Here is an 18,772-nt window from a genome sequence, read left to right on the forward strand (position 1 = left end):
ATGGCATCCAGCGCCTCCACGGCGGCCCCTGTCCTGCCGAGCCGCGGGCGGCTCCGGCCGCTCGGACTGGACGAGGTCCGCATCACCGGCGGCTTCTGGGCCGAACGTCAATCCGTCAACGCGGCGGCCAGTCTCGAACACATCGCGCACTGGCTCGAACGGGAGGGCTGGATCCGCAACTTCGACCTGGTGGCCACCGGCGGCGACCTGGCCGGGCAGCGCCGGGGGCGCGAGTTCTCCGACTCGGAGGTCTACAAGTTCCTGGAGGCGATGGCCTGGGAGGTCGGCCGGACCGGCGACCCCGGAGTGGAGGCGAGGTTCCGGGCCGTCGTGCACCGGGTGGCCCGGGCGCAGGACGCCGACGGCTACCTCAACACCAGGTTCGGCCATGCCGGCCAGCCACCGCGCTGGTCCGACCTGCAATGGGGCCACGAACTCTACTGCGTCGGCCATCTCCTCCAGGCGGCCGTGGCGCGGGCCCGTACCCGGCCGGACGCGGACGACGGGCTGATGGCGGTCGCCCGGCGGGCCGCCGACAACGTCTGCGAGACCTTCGGGCCGGACGGCATCGACGGCCTCTGCGGGCACCCGGAGATCGAGCCCGCGCTGGTGGAGTTCGCCCGGGTCACCGGCGACGACCGCTACCTGGACCAGGCGGCGGTCTTCGTAGAACGGCGCGGCCACGGCCGGCTGGGCGACGTGGAGTGGCGCCGGGAGTACTTCCAGGACGAGACCCCGGTACGCCAGGCGACGGTGCTGCGCGGGCACGCGGTACGGGCGAACTACCTCGCCGCCGGTGCCGTCGACGTCGCCACCGAGACGGACGACCCCGGCCTGCTCAAGGCGGTACGCGACCAGTGGCGGACCGCGGTGGCGCGGCGCACGTACGTCACCGGTGGGCAGGGCTCCCGGCACCAGGACGAGGCGTTCGGCGAGGACTGGGTGTTGCCGCCCGACCGCGCCTACTCGGAGACCTGTGCCGGGGTCGGGTCGGTGATGCTGGCCTGGCGGCTGCTGCTGGCCTGCGGCGACTCCGGGTACGCCGACCTGATCGAGCGGACGCTCTTCAACGTGGTGTCGACGTCACCGGCGGCCGACGGCCGGAGCTTCTTCTACACCAACACCCTGCACCGCCGGGAGCCCGGCACCGTCCCGGACGACGACCGGCCGAGCATCCGGGCCGCCGCCGCGCAGCGGGCGCCCTGGTACGAGGTGTCGTGCTGCCCGACCAACGTGGCACGTACCCTGGCCAGCCTCGCCGGGTACGTCGCCAGCACCGACGACGAGGGCCTGCAGATCCACCAGTACCTGCCCGGGACGATCGTGCAGCGCCCGGCGGACGGACCGGAGCGGCGGATCACCGTCAGCACCGGCTACCCCGCCGACGGAGAGATCCGGGTGCGGATCGACGGTGACGACGACCGCCCCTGGACGCTGTCGCTGCGGGTGCCGGGCTGGGCGGAGCAGGGCGGCACGCTGACCGTGGGCGCGGACACCCGGCCGGTGCGCCCCGGCTACGCCACGGAGCGCCGGGTGTGGCGGGCCGGCGACGAGGTGGTGCTGAAGCTGCCCATGGCGCCCCGGTTCACGTACCCGGATCCGCGCATCGACGCGGTACGCGGCTGCGTCGCCGTGCAGCGCGGCCCGCTGGTGTACGCGGTCGAGTCGGTGGACCTGCCGGGGGGCGGGAGCGTCGACGAACTCCGGGTCGACCTCAGCCGGCCACCCACGCTGGCCGGCGGCCGGGTCGTGGTGCACTGCCGGCGCCTCGACCCGCCGGACCGGGACTGGCCCTACCACGGGGACGGGGTCGGGCCGGCGGGCGCGGCGGAGCGGGAGCCCGTCGAGGTTCCGCTGGTCGCGTACCACGCCTGGGCCAACCGCGGGCCCTCCACCATGCGGGTCTGGATCCCGACGAGCTGACTTTCCCACCCCCACCACCAGGAGGATCGGATGAGCAATAGACGCACCAGGAGGGCGCCCACCTGGGCGGCTCTCGCCGCGCTCGTGGCGGGCGGGGTGGTCGGGCTGCCCTCACCCGCGCACGCCGCGCCCCCGGTCCTGCCGGGCAACGAGGGCGACGTGGGCGTCTACACCGACGGGCAGCACCACGTCATGGAGATCGGGGACCCGGTCTACACAGGCGTCGCCGAGGTGGCTGAGCAGCTCAAGCCGGGCGTGCCGTTCACCGCGTCGAGCATGTACCAGTCGATCTTCGACAAGGATCTCGCGGCCGGCGGCACGGACTACTACCTCGACCGGGTGCTGGGGGTGCGCGGCACGCTCGGCTCGGCGGTGCTGATGACCCGGGGCCGCTCGCTCTACCTGCGCGGTGCCAGCAACAACAACTTCACCGTGATGGGCTTCGCCGGCAACACCTTCGTCGGCGGCCCCAACAACCTGGGCAACCTCTACACCGTCACGGTGCCCGGGCAGACGGTCACCGAGATCGGCGCCGACCGGTTCAACGCACCGAGCCACGCCAAGGGCAGCTACACGATCGGCAGCACCGGAGTCACCGCCGACCTGACGAAGTTCATCACCTACGACAACGTCGCGGTCACCGCGATCGACCTGCGTAACCCGGGTGCGGAGGCGGCGACCTTCACCGTCCGGGCCGCGTCGCCGCTGGCGACCGAGGCCGGCGAGGGGAACGCCGAACTCACCGGCACCCGCACCATCACCAGCGGCGCCAACAACGGCCTCGTCGACACCGCCTGGAACACCGTCCGAATCGGCCTCACCGGCGCCGGCTTCACCCGCAGCGGCAGCAACCTGGACCGGGAGGTCACCGTGCCGGCCGGCGGCCGGGTCTCGCTCTCCGTCGTCGGCGCGGTCTCCTCGGCGACCCTGCCGGAAACCGTCGAGAGCTACCAGCAGTACGCCGAGATGCCCGCAGGCGAGGCGGTCCGGACCGGCATCACCGACTTCAACCGGCGCTGGGCGCAGGACGTCCCGTACGTCGACGTCCCCGATCCGGCCCTGGAGAAGGCGATCGTCTACCGGTGGTGGGGCGAGCGCTACAACAGCCTGGACGCCAACGCCCCCGGCCACGTCTACCAGTACCCGACGACGATCGAGGGGGTGAACCTCTACCAGAACTCGGTGGCGCTGACCCAGCCGATGCACCTCCAGGACACCAAGTGGCTGCGTACCCCCTACCTGCCGTACGGCCAGATCCTCAACATCGGCGAACTCTCCGGCTCCTCGGCGTTCCTGGACAGCCCCGGTCACACGAGCTGGAACAACCACTACTCGCAGTACCTCGGCACCGCCGGGCTGGAGGCGTACAACGTGCACGGCGGCGGCCGGGAGATCGCCCGGAAGTTCGCCGACTACTTCGCGGGCGACGGCGTCGGGCAGCTCGAACACTACGACGGCAACGACGACAAGCTGATCGCCTACGACACCAACTACATGCCGGGCAACGACGCCGACGCGATCTCCTTCGGCTTCCCCAAGGCCAACGCCGGGGCACCCGGGGCACGCACGATCGAGCGCCCCGAGTCGGCGTACGTCTGGGGCGCCTTCGACGCGGCCCGGCAGCTCCACCAGATCGCCGGCAGCGACCAGGCCAAGGTCGACGAGATGGCCACCAGCGCGAACGCGATCCGGGAGGCGATCCTGAACCGGTTGTGGAGCCCGGACATGCGGATGTTCCTGGCCGGCACGTCACACGGCGCCACCAGCGCGGCCAGCTCCAACGGCAAGCCCAACCCGCTACCCGAGTCGGCCCGCACGCTGATCCCGGCGAAGGAGTCGAACCTCTACGACGTCTACGCCGAGAACCTCATCCCGTTCGACCAGTGGCAGAAGTACGTCGACGGGTACCGCTTCCTCACCTACGGCGACAACTTCCCGATCTTCCCGTTCTACACCGCCAACCAGTACGACCGGACGGCCTACGGGATCGGCGGCTCCAACAACTTCTCGAACATCAACTTCACGGTGCAATATCGCGGGGTCCGCTCGGCGCTGCGGCACTACGACCCGGAGCAGAAGTACATCACCCCGGAGTACGCCAAGCGGTTGCTGGACTGGATGGCCTGGAGCATCTACCCGAACGCGGACGTCCGGGCGCCGAACCAGGCCGAGTACTACTCCAACTGGAACCCGGCGACGAAGACCTACAACCGGAACAACCCGAACCACGTGATGCTCGGGAACATGAGCTACATCTTCGTCGAGGACATGGCGGGGCTCCAGCCGCGCTCCGACGACAAGATCGAGCTGTGGCCGATCCGGTTCGGCTACGACCACTTCATGGTCAACAATCTGCGTTACCACGGGCAGGACGTCACCATCGTCTGGGACCCCGACGGCACGAAGTACGGCCTGGGCGCCGGTTACAGCCTCTTCCTGAACGGCGAGAAGAAGGTCAGCACCGACCGGATCGGCAAGCTGACCTATGACCCGGGCACCAACCAGGTGCAGGCCGAGGCGGGCCTGACCGTCACCTTCACCGCCGCCACCGGGACCGACTTCCCGAGCGCGGTGGAGACTCCGGTGCAGGACGACCGGGTCGTCGGGTACCTCAAGACGGCCGGCATCGACCTCACCGAGGACGCCCCGAACCTGGCGCCCGGCGCCGAGCTGCGCTCCTCGTACACCCAGCAGGGCGTCCGGCCGACCCCGTGGCGGCAGTTCCACACGCCCGGCTGGAGCAGTACCTCGATGAACCACACGCCGGGGGCGATAAAGGAGACCGAGCGGCCGGTGTCGCTGGCCGCCGTGACCGACGGCGTCACCGCGAACGAGCCGTACTGGGGCAACTACGGCAGCACCGAGAAGAACGGCTTCGTCGAACTCGACCTGGGGTCGGCGAAGTCCTTCGACAACGTGAAGGTGTTCTTCGTCAGCGACCGGCAGGCCGGCGGCTACCGCGAGCCGGCGCGCTGGTGGATCCAGGTGCCGGACGGCAACGGCGGCTGGCGGGAGGTGCCGGGCCAGTTCAAGAACCCGACCGTACCCTCGGCGAAGTTCAACGAGGCGCTCTTCGAGACCGTGACCTCGGACAAGCTGCGCATCGCCTTCACCAACAACCCGACCTTCTTCACCGCGATCTCCGAGATCCAGGTCTTCGACTCCGGGCGGGACGTGCCGGACGTGGCCAACCAGGCGCCGGCGGTCACCGCCAGCCGGGACGGCTCGGCGGACGGGAACCTCTCCACCCGGCTGGTCGGCACGGCCTCCGACGACGGCATCCCGTACGACGAGGAGCTGCGCTTCGGCTGGGAGACCGTCTCGGCGCCGCCGGGCGCGGGGGTGATCTTCGCCGACGCGTCGGCGCTGGCGACCCGGGTCACCGGCACGGTCGCGGGTGACTACGTGTTCCGGTTCTTCGCCGACGACGGCGAGATGCGGTCGGAGGCGACCGTGGCAGTGACCCTCGCCGAGCGGGAGGTCACCGCGGAGTTCGGCGCCTCGGCGACGATCACCACCAGTGGCACCACCTCGTGGGAGAACCACCAGCGGGTGAACGAGGCCACCACACCGGCGAACTCGAACCCGGGGGCCGGGAACGGCTGGGGCACCTGGAACCTGCCGCAGAACGGCACCAGCCCGGAGCGGGAGGCGTGGATCCAGTACCGGTGGACCTCGCCGGTGCGGCTGTCGTCGACCGACATCTACTGGTACGACGACAACGGCGGCACCCGCCGGCCCACCGCCACCACGTACGCGGTCGAGTCCTCCACCGACGGCACCACCTGGACCCCGGTCACCCTCACCAACGGGTCCACGTACGCCGACGCGCTGGCCACCAACACCTACAACCACCTCGACTTCGCGCCGATCACCACCAGCCAGTTGCGGATCCGCATCTGGGGCGTGCAGGGCAGCGGGGCCGGCACCGGGGTGCTGCGCTGGCGTGCCAACGGCGAGACGGTCGAGTCGGTGCGGTCGCCGGTGCTGATCCGGACCACGGTGGGTCAGGTGCCGACCCTGCCGACCGAACTCGACGGGATCTACGCCAGCGGCGCCCGGGGCAAGGTCGGGTTCGGTTGGCAGGAGATCACTCCGGAGATGGTCGCCGAGACCAACGTCGAGCCGTTCCTGGTCTACGGCACGAACGACGCGTACGGTCTGATCGCCGAGGCCCGCATCTACGTGCGGCCGGAGACCGCCCCGGACGGCATCTCGATCCAGGGTGCCGAGACGTTCCAGCAGAGCGTCGAGCTGGGCGAACTGCCCTACCTGCCGGAGCGGGTGGAGGTCTCCTACAACGACGGGTCCCGGGACAACCAGGCCATCGGCGTCGACTGGGACTTCGACGAGAGCATCGTCGACACCCCCGGCCGGTACACCGTGGTCGGAAATCTGGTCCTGCCCGACTACGTCAGCGAGGCCGGCACCACCCGGACCACCCTGACCCTGACCGTGGGCGACCCGCCGGAGGAGCCGGCGTGGGACGTCCGGGTGCAGACCCGTACCCAGTGCATCGGCCGCAGCGTCTACGTCTCGGTCAACGCGGTCAACGCCGAGGCGGTGCCGCTGACGATCGAGCTGGTCACGCCGTACGGGTCGCGCACGGTCGCCGAGGTGGCCCCGGGCAAGGCCGCCTACCAGGCGTTCAATACCCGGGTGGCGGCGGTGCAGGCCGGGACCGCGACGGTGAAGGCCACCGGAACCGTCGACGGCCAGCCGGTGACGGCGCAGCTCACCGCGCCCTACGGCGCACTCAACTGCGGCTAGCCCCCCGCCGGGGTGGCGGCGCCGCTGTGGCGCCGCCACCCCGCCTGCCCCCGAAAGCAGCCCCCGCCGCAGAAAGAGGAGATCGACACCGTGAACACCACCGTGGGGCGCGGCGGCGCTCCAGCACACCCCCGACCGGTGCGCCGGTTCCGCAGCACGGCCGCCGCGGTGGTGGTCGCCGGGCTCCTCGCCGGCAGCCTGGTCGGGGTCGGCGCGCCGGCCCACGCCGCCGAGCCGAACACCGACACCGGCACCTTCATCGGCAACCCGATCCTCGGCGACGGCAGCTACTACTCGGCCGACCCGGCCCCGCTGGTGGTGCCGGCCGGTGCACCCGGCAACTCCACCGGCCGGGACGAGCTGTACATCTACACCGGTCACGACGAGGCCGGGCCGTCCACCAACGACTTCATCATGAACGAGTGGGGCGCGTTCCGGACCACCGACGTCGGGGCGGGGCAGTGGACCCACTACCCGTCGCTGATGCGGCCGGAGCAGGTCTTCGACTGGGCGACACCGGGCCGGGCGTACGCCGGCCAGGTGGTCCGGGGCGTCGATGGCCGCTACTACTGGTACGTCCCGATCCACGAGCGGGACAGCCCGGCAGCCGACAAGTTCGCCATCGGGGTGGCCGTCTCGGCGAGCCCGACCGGCCCGTGGACCGACCACGCCGGCGGACCGATCATCTCCCAGCGGGTCCCCACGGCCAACACCATCCACAACATCGACCCGACGATCCTGATCGACGGCCAGGCCCCCGACCAGCGGGTGTACGTCTACTGGGGCTCGTTCGGCCAGCTCCGGATGCTGGAACTCCAGCAGGACATGAAGACCCCGGTCGGCACCCCGAGTGCCGTCACCGGCCTGACCGGCTTCTTCGAGGCGCCCTGGATCTTCCAGCGCGGCGGCACCTACTACTTCGCGTACGCCGGGAACAACGCCGGACCGACCTCGCCGTGCACCCCGGCGAACTACCATGCCTGCATCGGTTACGCGACGGCGTCGTCGCCGACGGGGCCGTGGACCTATCGGGGCACGATCCTCCGGCCGGTCTCCTCGACCACGAGCCACCCGGGCATCCTGGAGTTCGACGGCCAGTGGTATCTGGCGTACCACACCGCCGACGCGGTGGGCGGCGGCCACTTCCGCCGGTCAGTGGCGATCGACCGGCTGGAGTGGGACGACACCCAGACCCCGCCCCGGATGAAGCCGGTCACGCCGACACCGGTCCGGGGACGTGACCTGACACCCCGGCCGAACATCGCGCAGGAGGCGAGGGTCACCGTCTCCAACGAACCCGTCCCCACCCAGTACTGGGTGAAGGCGCTCAACGACGAGATCGTCCGGTCGAACCCGCTGCCGCCGGACATGTGGGGGACCTGGACCGGCAACAACCCGCCCCAGCAGTGGGTGCAGTACGCCTGGGACCAGCCGATGCGGATCGCCGGTTCGCAGATCGAGTTCTGGAACGACCAGCCGCAGGGCAGCGGGGTGGGTGTCGCCGCGCCGGCCCGCTGGCGCATCCAGTACTGGGACCTCGCGGCCGGGCAGTGGGCCGAGGTACCGAACCCGAGCGGCTACCCGACCGGTACGCAGGGCTTCCAGGACACCAGCTTCGACCCGGTGACCACCACACAGCTCCGGGCCACCTTCGACGCGTCGACCAACGGCAGCAGCTATTCGGCGGTGGCGGTGGAGGAGTGGAAGGTGCTCGCCGTGCAACCGGAGTCCGTCACCGCGCCGCCGATGACGGTCGAGGTCGGCGAGGCCGAACTGCCCGGCACCCTGCCGGTGCCGTTCGGCGCCGAGACGCTGCGGGTGCCGGTCTTCTGGGACCCGGTCACCCCGGAGCAGGTCGCCCGGCCCGGCACGTTCACCGTCCAGGGCAGCGTGCTCGGCTACGCGGCCGGCCGGGTCTCCGGGCAGGTCACCGTCATCTCGCCGGACGACACCGAGGGCGACGAGACCGCGCCGACCCTGACCCTCACCCCGAGCGGCAGCGCCGGCACCGCCGGCTGGTACCGGTCCGCGGTGCGGGTGCGGGCCGCCGGGGTCGACGACCGTGGCGGCCGGCTGACCATCGAGTCCCGGGTCGACGACGGTGAGCTGGCCGTCGCCACCGAGGTACGCCAGGTCGACGTCACGGTCTCCGGCGACGGCCAGCACACCGTCACGGCCACCGCGACCGACCGGGCCGGCAACGTCTCCGCCCCGGCGGACCTCGCCGTACGGATCGACGCGACGGCACCGGTCAGCACGGCCACCCTGGACGGGGCCACCCGGAGGGTCACGGTGACCGCCAGCGACGCCACCTCCGGGGTCGCCCAGGTCGAGTACGCCGTCGACACCGGGGCCTGGGCCCCCTACACCGGCCCGATCGCGGCTCCGGACGCGAACCGGCACACCGTCTCGTTCCGGGCGCTCGACGCGGCCGGAAACCTGGAGACCGCCCGGAGCGTCAGCATCCCGGCCGACCTGTCCGGGCCGCTCACCGGCAACATCGGGCCGGTCGGCACCCCGACCGCCTCCTACACGGCGGGCTGGAACAGCGTCACCGCGCTCAACGACAACGCCGACCCGGCGAACCCGGCCCAGGCACAGCTCTGGGGCACCTGGTCCGGTACCCGCCCGGCGACCCAGTGGGTGCAGTACGACTGGGCCCGGCCGGTGCGGATCACCGGTACCGAGCTGAAGTTCTGGCGGGACGCCAACCAGGGCAGCGGTGACGGCGTCGCCGAGCCCGACGGCTGGGTGTTGCAGTACTGGGACGAGGCCGGCTCGGCCTGGCGCGACGTCACCGGCGCGTCCGGCTACGGCACCAGCACCACCGCGTTCAACACGGTCACCTTCGACCCGGTCAGCACGCCCCGGCTCCGGGCCACCGTCCGGGCCAACGGCAACGGCAGCACCTACTCCGCGGTCGCGATCACGGAATGGCGGGTCTTTGCCGACGATCCGGGCGTACGGCCCGAGGTGCCGGTCACCGTCACCGTCGCGCCGCGCTGCCTGGCCGGCCGGGCGTACGTCGCCGTGCAGGCCCGCAACGACCACGACACGCCGGTGACCGTCGTGCTGGAGACCGCGTACGGCGAGCGGTCCGTCCCGGACGTCGCGCCCGGGGCCAACGCCTACCAGTCGTTCGCCACCCGGGCGGCCTCGGTCGGGGCCGGCCCGGTGACCGTGCGCGCCACCGGGACGGTGGACGGCGAGGAGGTGACCACCGTCCACCCCGCCGAACACCCGGCCATCACCTGCACCGACTGATCTCCGCCATCCCCACCAACCACCAAGAACAACGGAGACTCTGATGAGCACATCGAATCGCAGCCGGCTGGTCGCGGCCGGCGCGGCCAGTGTCGTGCTGGCCGGGACCATGGCGCTGTCGTCGCCGGCCATGGCCGAGCCCGGCGACAGTGCCGACGTCGAGGTGACCGTCGAGATCGAGGAGATCGAGGAACCGGGCGTACTCGCCCTGTCGATCGCCGCCGACTCGGTCGCGCTCGCCGAGGACGGCTCGACCCTGCTGGTCCGCCAGTTCGTCGGTACCCTGCCGACGGTGACGGTCTCCGACACCCGTACCCCGGAGGAGGTGCCCGACGGCGCCGCCTGGGCCGTACTCGGCAGCGCCACCGATTTCGTCGGCAGCGCCGGCCAGGCACCGATCAGTGCCGGCCACTTCGGCTGGAAGCCGCGGCTGCTCGACGGCGGCGAGACGGGTCAGGTCAGCGAGGGCGAGGAGGTGGTGACCGTACTCGACGAGCCGACCCAGCCCGGCAACAACGTCGGCCTGGTCGACCAGGAGCTGCTGGTGTCGACGTTCGACTCCGGGGCGGTCACCGGCGACTCGTACTCCGTCGACGCCGACCTGTACCTGCGCACCCCGGTGGACGTCGCCGCCGGCGAGTACGCCTCGACGTTGACCCTGTCCCTGTTCGAATAGCCGCACGGGTGGGAGCCGTAACCACCCGGCTCCCACCACACCCCGCCGCGAAGGACTCCGCCATGATCCGTTCGTTGTCGCGGCTGCTCGCCGTGCTGGCCGTACTGCTCGGCACCGTGCTGTTCGCGCCCGCCGATGCCGGGGCGGAGCCGACCGGGCCGGCGCTCACCTGGGCGGTGCAGCCGGCCGACCCACACGGTCCGGACGGCCGCCGGTGGATCGAGCACACCCTCGACCCCGGCCAGGTGGTGACCGAGCACCTGGCGGTGCGGAACTTCAGCGATGCCTCCGTGGTCTTCGCGCTGAAGGCGGCCGACGGCTACCTCACCGACAAGGGACGCTTCAACATGCTCCCCTCCCACCGCCCGTCGGTGGACGGCGGCACCTGGATCGGGGTGCAGGGGCAGGTCACCGTCGGGGCCAAGGCGACGAAGGTGGTGCCGTTCACCGTCACCGTGCCGCGGGACGCCACGCCCGGCGACCACCCGGCCGGGATCGCGGCGACGGTTACCAGCACCGGGGGGACGGTAGCGGTGGAGAGCCGGGTCGGGTTCCGGGTCATGATGCGGGTCAGCGGCACGGTCGCGGCGAGCCTGGCGATCGACGACCTCACCGCCAGCTACCGGCACTCGTGGAATCCCTTCTCGGCCGGCACCGTCCGGGTCAGGTACACCACGACGAACGACGGCAACGTCGCGGTGACCGGTACCGGCCGGGTGACCACCGCCGAGCTGTTCGGCCTGCTCGACCACGGTACCCGGGCCGACGCCGAGGAGATGCTGCCGGGCGGCGGCCGCCAGGTCGAGGTACGGGTCGGCGGAGTCTGGGCGCTGGGACCCCTGCGTACCAGCGTCGAGGTCACCCCGGCCGTCCTCGGCGGCCCCCCGACCGGCGCGCAGCTCCGGCCCGCCTCGGCAACCGTGACGGTCTGGACCCTGCCCTGGCCGCACCTGGTCCTCGCCGCCGCCCTCGGAGCCGTCGCCCTCGCCCTTCGGATCGTCCTGCGGCGACGCCGGCAGCGGCTCGCGGAACTCCTCGCCCGCGCCCGGGACGAGGGCCGGGCAGAGGGCCGGGACTCCGCGCTCGTCGGCGCTCCGGGCAAGGGGTTCGGCAACCCGACGTCGGCGGCCGGCTGACCGGCAGCCCTTCCCGGGTACCCACTCGTCGTCCGGGACCTCCCGCCCAGCGGCGCTGGGAACCCACGGCAGCGTGCCGGCGAGGCTGGCCGGGTGCCCGTGTCCAATGTTGTCCAACGGTGTCCGGGCAGACCTCTCGGCCCGGCCGTGCGCGGCTACCTTGTCGAATCGAGGTACCTGCATGTATCGCGCCGGTCCAGGGAGGATGTGCCGATGAAATCGAGAGCCGGGATGGCAGTGGCGGCCGCGGTGGTGCTCGGTCTGGTGTCGACGTCCGGGCAACCGGCGCCGGTCTTCGCCGCGCCGGGCGGAGCCCGACCGGATCCGGTCGGGACGATCCGGCAGGACGAGGCCCAGGCCCTGGCGGCGGACCTGGCGACGCTGGCGCGGGAGCGGGGGTGGACGGTGGCCCAGGCCCGCGCCCGACACGAGCTGGCGGAGCGGGTACGCCCGCTGCACCGGGCGATGGCGACCCGACTGCCCGACACGTACGTCGGCGGGGTCCTGCCCGACGTACCGGGGGAGGCGCCCACGTTCCTGGTCAAGGGGAAGGCCCCGGAGTCCGTCCGGGCCATGGTGGCCGCCTCCGGGCTCCCGATCAGGATCGTCGACGGCCAGCCGTACTCGGCCCGGGAACTCGCCGACCGGTCCAGGGCGGTGCACGGGCACCTCAAGGCGATGGGACACACCTCCGTCACCACCGCCGCCGACATCCGGTCCGGGCAGGTGAAGGCCACCGTCACGGCCAAGCCGGGAGGCGACCTCCGGGCCACCAGGGTCGCCGCGACGCTGCCGGCGGCGTTGCGGACCGGGCTGGACCTCGACGTCGTCGAGGGTCCCGCCAACCTCCGGCACACGAGCCTCTTCGGCGGTCTCGCCACCACCCGGCCCGGTGCCGGACTGCTCTGCACCACCGGATTCTCGGTGAGCCCGGGGGGATTCGTCGGCGTGACGACCGCCGCGCACTGCAACAACAGCCAGGCGGTCCACAACGGTGCCCGCCATCCCCTCAACCTCTTCGACGAACATCTTGGAGACTTCGGGGACGTCGAATGGTCGACGACCTCCGGGGTACCCGTGACGGACGACTTCGTCGGCGGCTCCACCGAGATCCGGGACGTGACGGGCGTCCGGGCCCTCGCGGACATGATGATCGGTGACCAGGCGTGCGTCTTCGGCCAGAGCACCGGCCTGCGCCGTTGCTCCCTGATCGCCGACCTGGACGTGTCGATCACCGACCGGCGGGGCACCTCGCACCGGCAGGTGGCGGTGCAGGACAACATCGCGCAGGTCGGCGACAGCGGCGGCCCCTGGTTCGTCGGCACCGTGGCGTACGGCACCCATGTCGGCAACGCCCAGGTGGACGGTGACACGGTCTCGGCCTTCAGCGTCGCCGACCTCTTCGACGAGGCCCTTGGCGTGGAGGTCATGAGGTAGCGGACGCCGCCAGGTCACGCCCGGGCGCTGCCGTCGAATCGTCGGGGGCCGGACGCCCCGCCGCCCGAGCTCGTAACCGACTTGTCTCATCACCCAGCCCCCGGCACCCCGGTCCAGCGGTGTCGGGCGGCGGGAACCGTTGCAGCGGTGACCGTCCGTGAGACCCCTGGCCTCCCCTGCCGGGGGTCGCTGCGTTTCCGACCAAGCCAGACGACCGCCGCCGAGCCATGCCGGGCTTCCTGGTTCAGTGCTCGCCGGCCGCCGGGTCGTCGTGGGCCTGCATTTCGCGCAGCGCCTCGTCGGCCGCAATGACTTCCTGGTACCACTGCCGGTGCACCTTGTACGTGCGGTCGAGCTCGATTTTGTAGTACATCCCGGTCGGCTTGCCGAACCAGAAGTCGCGCGGAAGGCGCTGTACCTCGCCACGGCCCACGATGAGGATCGCGCGGTCGGTGACCACGAACGTCTCCGCCGGTACCGTGAAGATCCCCGAACCGGTCACCGTGACGAATCCCGTCTGGATCTGCTCGCCGGACTCCAGATGCGGCGCCGCCCGGGTGGCGATCATCTTGACCCGTCGTTCCTTGTAGCCCACGGCTTTCCTCCGATACCAGACGCGTCCGGGCGGCCTGATCCTAGGGCAGGTGTGCACTGGGGATTTGACCTTATCACTGTCATCCGGTCCACCCCGATAACCACCTATCCGGCCATATCGCTACCTTGCGAAGACCCTGTCCTGGACCGCGATCTGGGTCCCGAGCGGCGGGACCGGACGCGCATCCTGGCCGGTCGAGGTGCAGAACCGGGTGTCGGCGCTACGTCGGCGGTTGGGGCTGACAGAGTCGGGTACGAGCATGATCGCCACCCGGGGTTCCGGGTACGTGATCCAGGTCGAGGACGGGCGGCTGGACGTGCAACGCCACGACCAGCTCGTGTCCTGGGCCGAGGCGGTCGTGGCCGAGGGAGATCACGAGAAGGCGGTGGCAGTGCTGCGGGAGGCTCTGGCGCTGTGGCGTGGGCCGGCGCTCGACATCCCCGGAACGCCGGTGCTGGAAGCCGCGGCCCGACGAGGAAGAAGAAGCCGCCGGAGACCCAGATCCCCAGGGAGAGCGCCGCGGAGCGGACGTCGATCAGCGCCAGGACGGTGCCGACGGTGAAGGCCACCAGGCCGTACCCGATCCCGACGAATGCCAGTGTGCGGTCACCGCGGTAGCTGCGGTGGATCTCCATGTCCCTGCTCCGTGACCGGCGTCGACCACGGCGGGCCGTACCCGGTGCGACGCCTTCGATGCCCGGGTCGCGAACCGTCTGGCACTCCCCGGCGGACTGCCTCCGGATGCTGGCCGCCGCCGTCACACGTCCCTCATCCGTTGATCACGCGGGAGGGTTGTCGTGCCGGCCGGGGCCGGGCGCGAGGCGGGACCGGGGTGTCGGGGCCGCTGCCCCGACACCCCGGCGCCGGTCACGAGGTGGTGCCGGTGACGTTGCCACCCGACTCGGTGACGTAGTAGGTGACGGTCGTGCCGCTCCAGAAGTGGAAGGTGAGGGTGACCCGCTGCCCGTCGTTCACCTCGGCGAAGAACTCGGGCTTGAGCGTGATGGAGTTGGCGCTGTAGTTCGGGGCGAAGGCGACGTCGAACTCCTTGAACGAGGTCCAGTTGTGCGGGCCGGCGTTGCTGCCGTCGGCGTACTTCGCCTCCATCGTGGCGAGTTGGTCGCCCCGGAACTGGGTGGGTACGGCGAACGAGCCGGTCGGCCCGGTCGCGCCCGCCAGCACCGGCGGGTCGTACGTGATGATGCTGATCCGCCACGGCACGCCCTGGGAGAACCGCGCCTGGATGGTGGCGTTGACGCCGTACGCCCGGTTGCCGACCAGCCGGGTCACGGCGGCGGCGGTGAGCGTGAGCGTGTTGCCGGAGACGGTGTAGTCGGCGCCGTTGGCCAACTCGGTGTTGCCCTGGCGCAGGCCGGCGAAGGTGGTGCCGTTCAGGTTGAGCGTCAGGCTCTTGGCGGTGACCGAGCCGGTACGCGGCACGTACACCTGGTCGCTCGACGCGGTGCCGGAGCGGGTGGTCCAGCTCGACCTGATCTGCGCGAACAGTTCCGGGTCGCTCCACTGGAACGAGGTACGGCCGAAGTGCTGCCCGTTGTCCCAGAGCTGGGTGGTGATCCTCCGGTTGCGCGCGTAGTAGCCGAGGTATTCGAAGAACTTCAGTTTCTCGCCCTGCTGGACCGTGCCGGTGTGCCGGTCGAAGCCGAGCAACCCGTACTCGCCGATGATCACCGGGATGTTGCGGGACACGAACGCGTTGTAGACGCGGTCGAAGACGCCGGTCAGGTCCTGCTGCACGGTGGCGTCGAAGCGGGTCCCGCCGGCGACGTTCACGCTGAACGGCCAGTACCCGTAGAAGTGCACGGTCGCGATCAGGTTGGGGTCGTTCAACGTGTTGAAGGTGCTCACCAGTTCGTCCACCCGGGGCTGGTCGGCCGAGGTGTGCAGGGTCGGCAGCACCAGCAGCCGGGTGGCGTTGCCGCCGCCGGACTGCCGGACGATCCGGTGGAACGACGTGTTGAGCTCGTGCAGCAGCGTCGCGTTCTGGGCGTCGCCGGAGCTGCCGGTGAACTGCGGCTCGTTGACGCTCTCGAAGGTCAGCCGGGGTGAGGCGTCCCGGAAGGCGGCGGCGATCTGCGTCCAGAGCGCGTTGTAGCGGTTCAGCACGTTTGTGCGGTCAGTCGGCATCGTGTTGATCCACTGCCACGAGTCGTGGTGAATGTTGATCATCACGTAGAAGCCGTCGGCGAGTGCCCAGTTGACCACCTCGCGTACCCGGTTGAGCCAGGCCGCGTCGATGGTGTAGCTCGGCGCCGGGCCGTGGTGGTTGCTCCAGGTGACCGGGATCCGGATGCTGTTGAAGCCCTGCGCCCGGACGTTGTCCAGCAGCGCCTCGGTCACCCGGGGGTTGCCCCAGGCGGTCTCGTCGGCGCCGACCGCGTCGAACGAGTTGCCGAGGTTCCAGCCCGGCTGCATCGCGGCCACCGCGGCCATCGCGTTGCCGGCCGGGGGCGGCGTGGTCGGCGGCGGGCTGGTCGGCGGCCGGGTGGTCGGCTGGCCCGTCGGCCCCCCGACGTCGCCGGTGCAGGCGACGCCGTTGAGCGCGAACGACGTGGGCGTGGTGTTCGTGCCGGTCCAGGAGCCGTTGAAGCCGAACGACACGGTGGCGTTGGTCGCGATCGTGCCGTTGTGGCTGACGTTGGTCGCGGTCACCTGGCTGCCCGAGGAGGCGACGTTCGCGTTCCACGCTTGGGTGACCCGCTGCCCGGACGGGAACGTCCAGACCAGACTCCAGCCGTTGACCGGGTCGCCGAGGTTGGTGATGCCGACGTTGGCGGTGAAGCCACCTGACCACTGCGCCGAGGTCGAGTACGCCACCCGGCAGCCGGCGGCCGCCTGGGCGCTGACCGCCACCGTCACCCCCGAGACCAGCAGTACCGCGGCGCTCGCCGCGACCAGGCCGACCCGCCAGCGGGCTCTTGGCACCGTGCTCTGCAGACTCACAATGGGACTCCTTGCCTGGATTCGGCGGCGGGACGGTGCCGGGGCGCGCCGCAGGCGAGGGCGCCGCGGTGCCCCCGGAGAGCCGACACTAAGTTTGGAAACCAAACTTTGTCAATCGGCGTCTGGCTATACGTGGAATGCCGAGCCGCACAACGGTGACCGGCGTACCCGCACCCGCACCCGGCCGGTCAGCCGCCCAGGTACGCCAGCACCGCCAGTACCCGCCGGTGGTCGTCGTCCGACGGCGGCAGGTCGAGCTTGGTCAGGATGCTGTTGATGTGCTTGCTGACCGCCTTCTCGGTGATCACGAGCCGGGCGGCGATCGCGCCGTTGGACCGCCCCTCGGCCATCACCGCCAGCACCTCCCGCTCGCGCGGCGTCAGCGTCGCCAACTGCGCCGCCCGGCCGCTGCCGAGCAACTGGGCCACCACGTCCGGGTCCAGCACCGTCCCGCCGGCCGCCACCCGACGGATCGCGTCGGTGAACTCCCGCACCTCGCCGACCCGGTCCTTGAGCAGGTAGCCGGCCCCGCCGGTCCGGTCGCCGAGCAGTTCGCGGGCGTAGACCTGCTCGACGTACTGGGAGAGGATCAGCACCGGCAGGCCGGGGACCTCGCGGCGGGCGGCGATCGCGGCACGCAGGCCCTCGTCGGTGAAGGTCGGCGGCAGGCGTACGTCCACCACCGCCACGTCGGGACGCAGCGACACGAGGGTCTCCGCGAGCCCGGCACCGTCGGCGACGGCGGCCACCACGTCGAAGCCGTACGCGGTGAGCATCCGCACCATGCCGTCCCGCAGCAGCACCAGGTCCTCGGCGATCACGACCCGCACGGGAGCACCGCCTCCACCAGAGTGGGGCCGCCGGGCGGGCTGGTGACCGTGACACTGCCGTCGAACGCGCCCAGCCGCCGCTCGATGCCGCGCAGCCCGGTACCGAACGCGGGATCGGCGCCACCCCGGCCGTCGTCGCGGACCCGCAGCCGGAGCCGCGTCTCCTCGTCCACGATGGACATCTCGATGCGCCCGGCACCGGCGTGCCTGATGGCGTTGGTGAGCGCCTCGGCGAGCACGAAATAGGCCGCCGACTCGACCGGCGCGCCGAGCCGCCGCCCGAGCCGCAGGTCGAGGTCGACCGGCACCGGGCTGGCCGCGGCGAGCGCCTCGGCCGCCCCGGCCAGGCCACGGTCGGCGAGCATCGGCGGGTGGATGCCGCGTACCAGGTCGCGCAGCTCGCTCATCGCGGTCTGCGCGCCGGCCCGGGCGTCGGCGAGCATCGCCTTGGCCGCCACCGGGTCGGTGTCGAACATGTCCTCCGCCATCCCGAGGTTCATGGTCAGCGCCACCAGCCGGGCCTGCGCGCCGTCGTGCAGGTCGCGTTCGATCCGGCGCAGCTCGGTGGCGGAGGCGTCCACCACGGCCGTGCGCGTCTCGACGAGCCGCTCGACCCGGGCGCTGAGCCGCGCGGCGGCGGTGGGCGAGAGCAGCCACCGGGCCACCCCCGCCTCGCCGGCCCGGTACGCCCAGGGCAGGAAGTAGGCCCCGAACAGGATCAGTACGCCCATCGGCACGGTGAGCAACGACCGGGTGGTGCTGGTGATCGGCAGGCCCTGGTATTGGAGCTCCACGTCGGCGGGCAGGAGCTGATACAGCACCGGGATGACGAGGCCCTGTAGGCCGGCGGGCCATTGCCCCACGACGAACATCGCCATCGTGCCGGTCACCGCGTGGCCGACCAGCCATCCGAGGTCGCGTCCGAAGGCCGGATCGGTCACGATGTCGCGGATCCCGCCCGGAGCGGCGGGGTACGGCGACGGGATCGGTGTCCCGACCCGGCGCCGCTGCCGGTCCGCCAGCCGGCGGGTGAGTCTGGTCACCAACCGCAGCACGGGCGCACCCACCGGCGGCAGCAGGCAGAGCACCAACGCCACGACGGTGAGCGGCAGCAGCCCCAGCGCCGCCAATCCGAGCATGGTGCTGACCAGCAGGTGGCCCGCGTCCCGCACCGCTCGCC

General features: G+C 71.5%; 11 protein-coding genes. 7 read left to right on the plus strand and 4 right to left on the minus strand.

Annotated elements, in window-relative coordinates:
* From ACSMXO_RS13250 to ACSMXO_RS13275, 6 genes are all read left to right on the plus strand, one after another.
* Positions 1-1,923 (plus strand): glycoside hydrolase family 127 protein, encoded by a 1,923-nt coding sequence (locus ACSMXO_RS13250; RefSeq protein ID WP_455417951.1) that lies wholly within the window; start codon positions 1-3, stop codon positions 1,921-1,923.
* A gap of 30 nt (positions 1,924-1,953) precedes the next feature.
* On the plus strand, positions 1,954-6,693 hold the full coding sequence (locus ACSMXO_RS13255) for a discoidin domain-containing protein (protein WP_455417952.1): 4,740 nt from the start codon (positions 1,954-1,956) through the stop codon (positions 6,691-6,693).
* Positions 6,694-6,783: 90 nt separating this feature from the next.
* Positions 6,784-9,957, plus strand: coding sequence for a family 43 glycosylhydrolase (locus ACSMXO_RS13260; protein WP_455417953.1), 3,174 nt, complete (start codon positions 6,784-6,786; stop codon positions 9,955-9,957).
* Between the two features lie 43 nt (positions 9,958-10,000).
* On the plus strand, positions 10,001-10,633 hold the full coding sequence (locus ACSMXO_RS13265; protein WP_346257783.1) for a hypothetical protein: 633 nt from the start codon (positions 10,001-10,003) through the stop codon (positions 10,631-10,633).
* A gap of 62 nt (positions 10,634-10,695) precedes the next feature.
* Positions 10,696-11,769 (plus strand): hypothetical protein, encoded by a 1,074-nt coding sequence (locus ACSMXO_RS13270; protein WP_455417954.1) that lies wholly within the window; start codon positions 10,696-10,698, stop codon positions 11,767-11,769.
* 213 nt (positions 11,770-11,982) lie between these two features.
* Positions 11,983-13,206 (plus strand): hypothetical protein, encoded by a 1,224-nt coding sequence (locus ACSMXO_RS13275; protein ID WP_455417955.1) that lies wholly within the window; start codon positions 11,983-11,985, stop codon positions 13,204-13,206.
* Positions 13,207-13,450: 244 nt separating this feature from the next.
* On the opposite strand, the gene ACSMXO_RS13280 is transcribed toward ACSMXO_RS13275, so the two are convergent.
* The gene (locus ACSMXO_RS13280) at positions 13,451-13,774 is read right to left on the minus strand and encodes a hypothetical protein (protein WP_455417956.1); all 324 of its coding nucleotides are present in this window, start codon (positions 13,772-13,774) and stop codon (positions 13,451-13,453) included.
* Positions 13,775-14,060: 286 nt separating this feature from the next.
* On the opposite strand from ACSMXO_RS13280, the gene ACSMXO_RS13285 reads away from it, so the two are divergent.
* The gene (locus tag ACSMXO_RS13285; protein ID WP_455417957.1) at positions 14,061-14,363 is read left to right on the plus strand and encodes an AfsR/SARP family transcriptional regulator; all 303 of its coding nucleotides are present in this window, start codon (positions 14,061-14,063) and stop codon (positions 14,361-14,363) included.
* A gap of 305 nt (positions 14,364-14,668) precedes the next feature.
* On the opposite strand, the gene ACSMXO_RS13290 is transcribed toward ACSMXO_RS13285, so the two are convergent.
* From ACSMXO_RS13290 to ACSMXO_RS13300, 3 genes are all read right to left on the minus strand, one after another.
* Positions 14,669-16,762, minus strand: coding sequence for a cellulase family glycosylhydrolase (locus ACSMXO_RS13290; protein WP_455417958.1), 2,094 nt, complete (start codon positions 16,760-16,762; stop codon positions 14,669-14,671).
* A gap of 188 nt (positions 16,763-16,950) precedes the next feature.
* Complete coding sequence (locus tag ACSMXO_RS13295; RefSeq protein ID WP_455417959.1) at positions 16,951-17,592, minus strand: LuxR C-terminal-related transcriptional regulator; 642 nt, start codon at positions 17,590-17,592, stop codon at positions 16,951-16,953.
* Positions 17,580-18,764 carry a sensor domain-containing protein gene (locus ACSMXO_RS13300; protein WP_455417960.1) on the minus strand — a complete coding sequence of 395 codons (1,185 nt, stop codon included), beginning with the start codon at positions 18,762-18,764 and terminating at the stop codon, positions 17,580-17,582. Before ACSMXO_RS13300 ends, ACSMXO_RS13295 begins: the two co-directional genes overlap by 13 nt.
* Positions 18,765-18,772 lie beyond the last annotated feature (8 nt).

The organism is Plantactinospora sp. DSM 117369 (assembly GCF_053764795.1).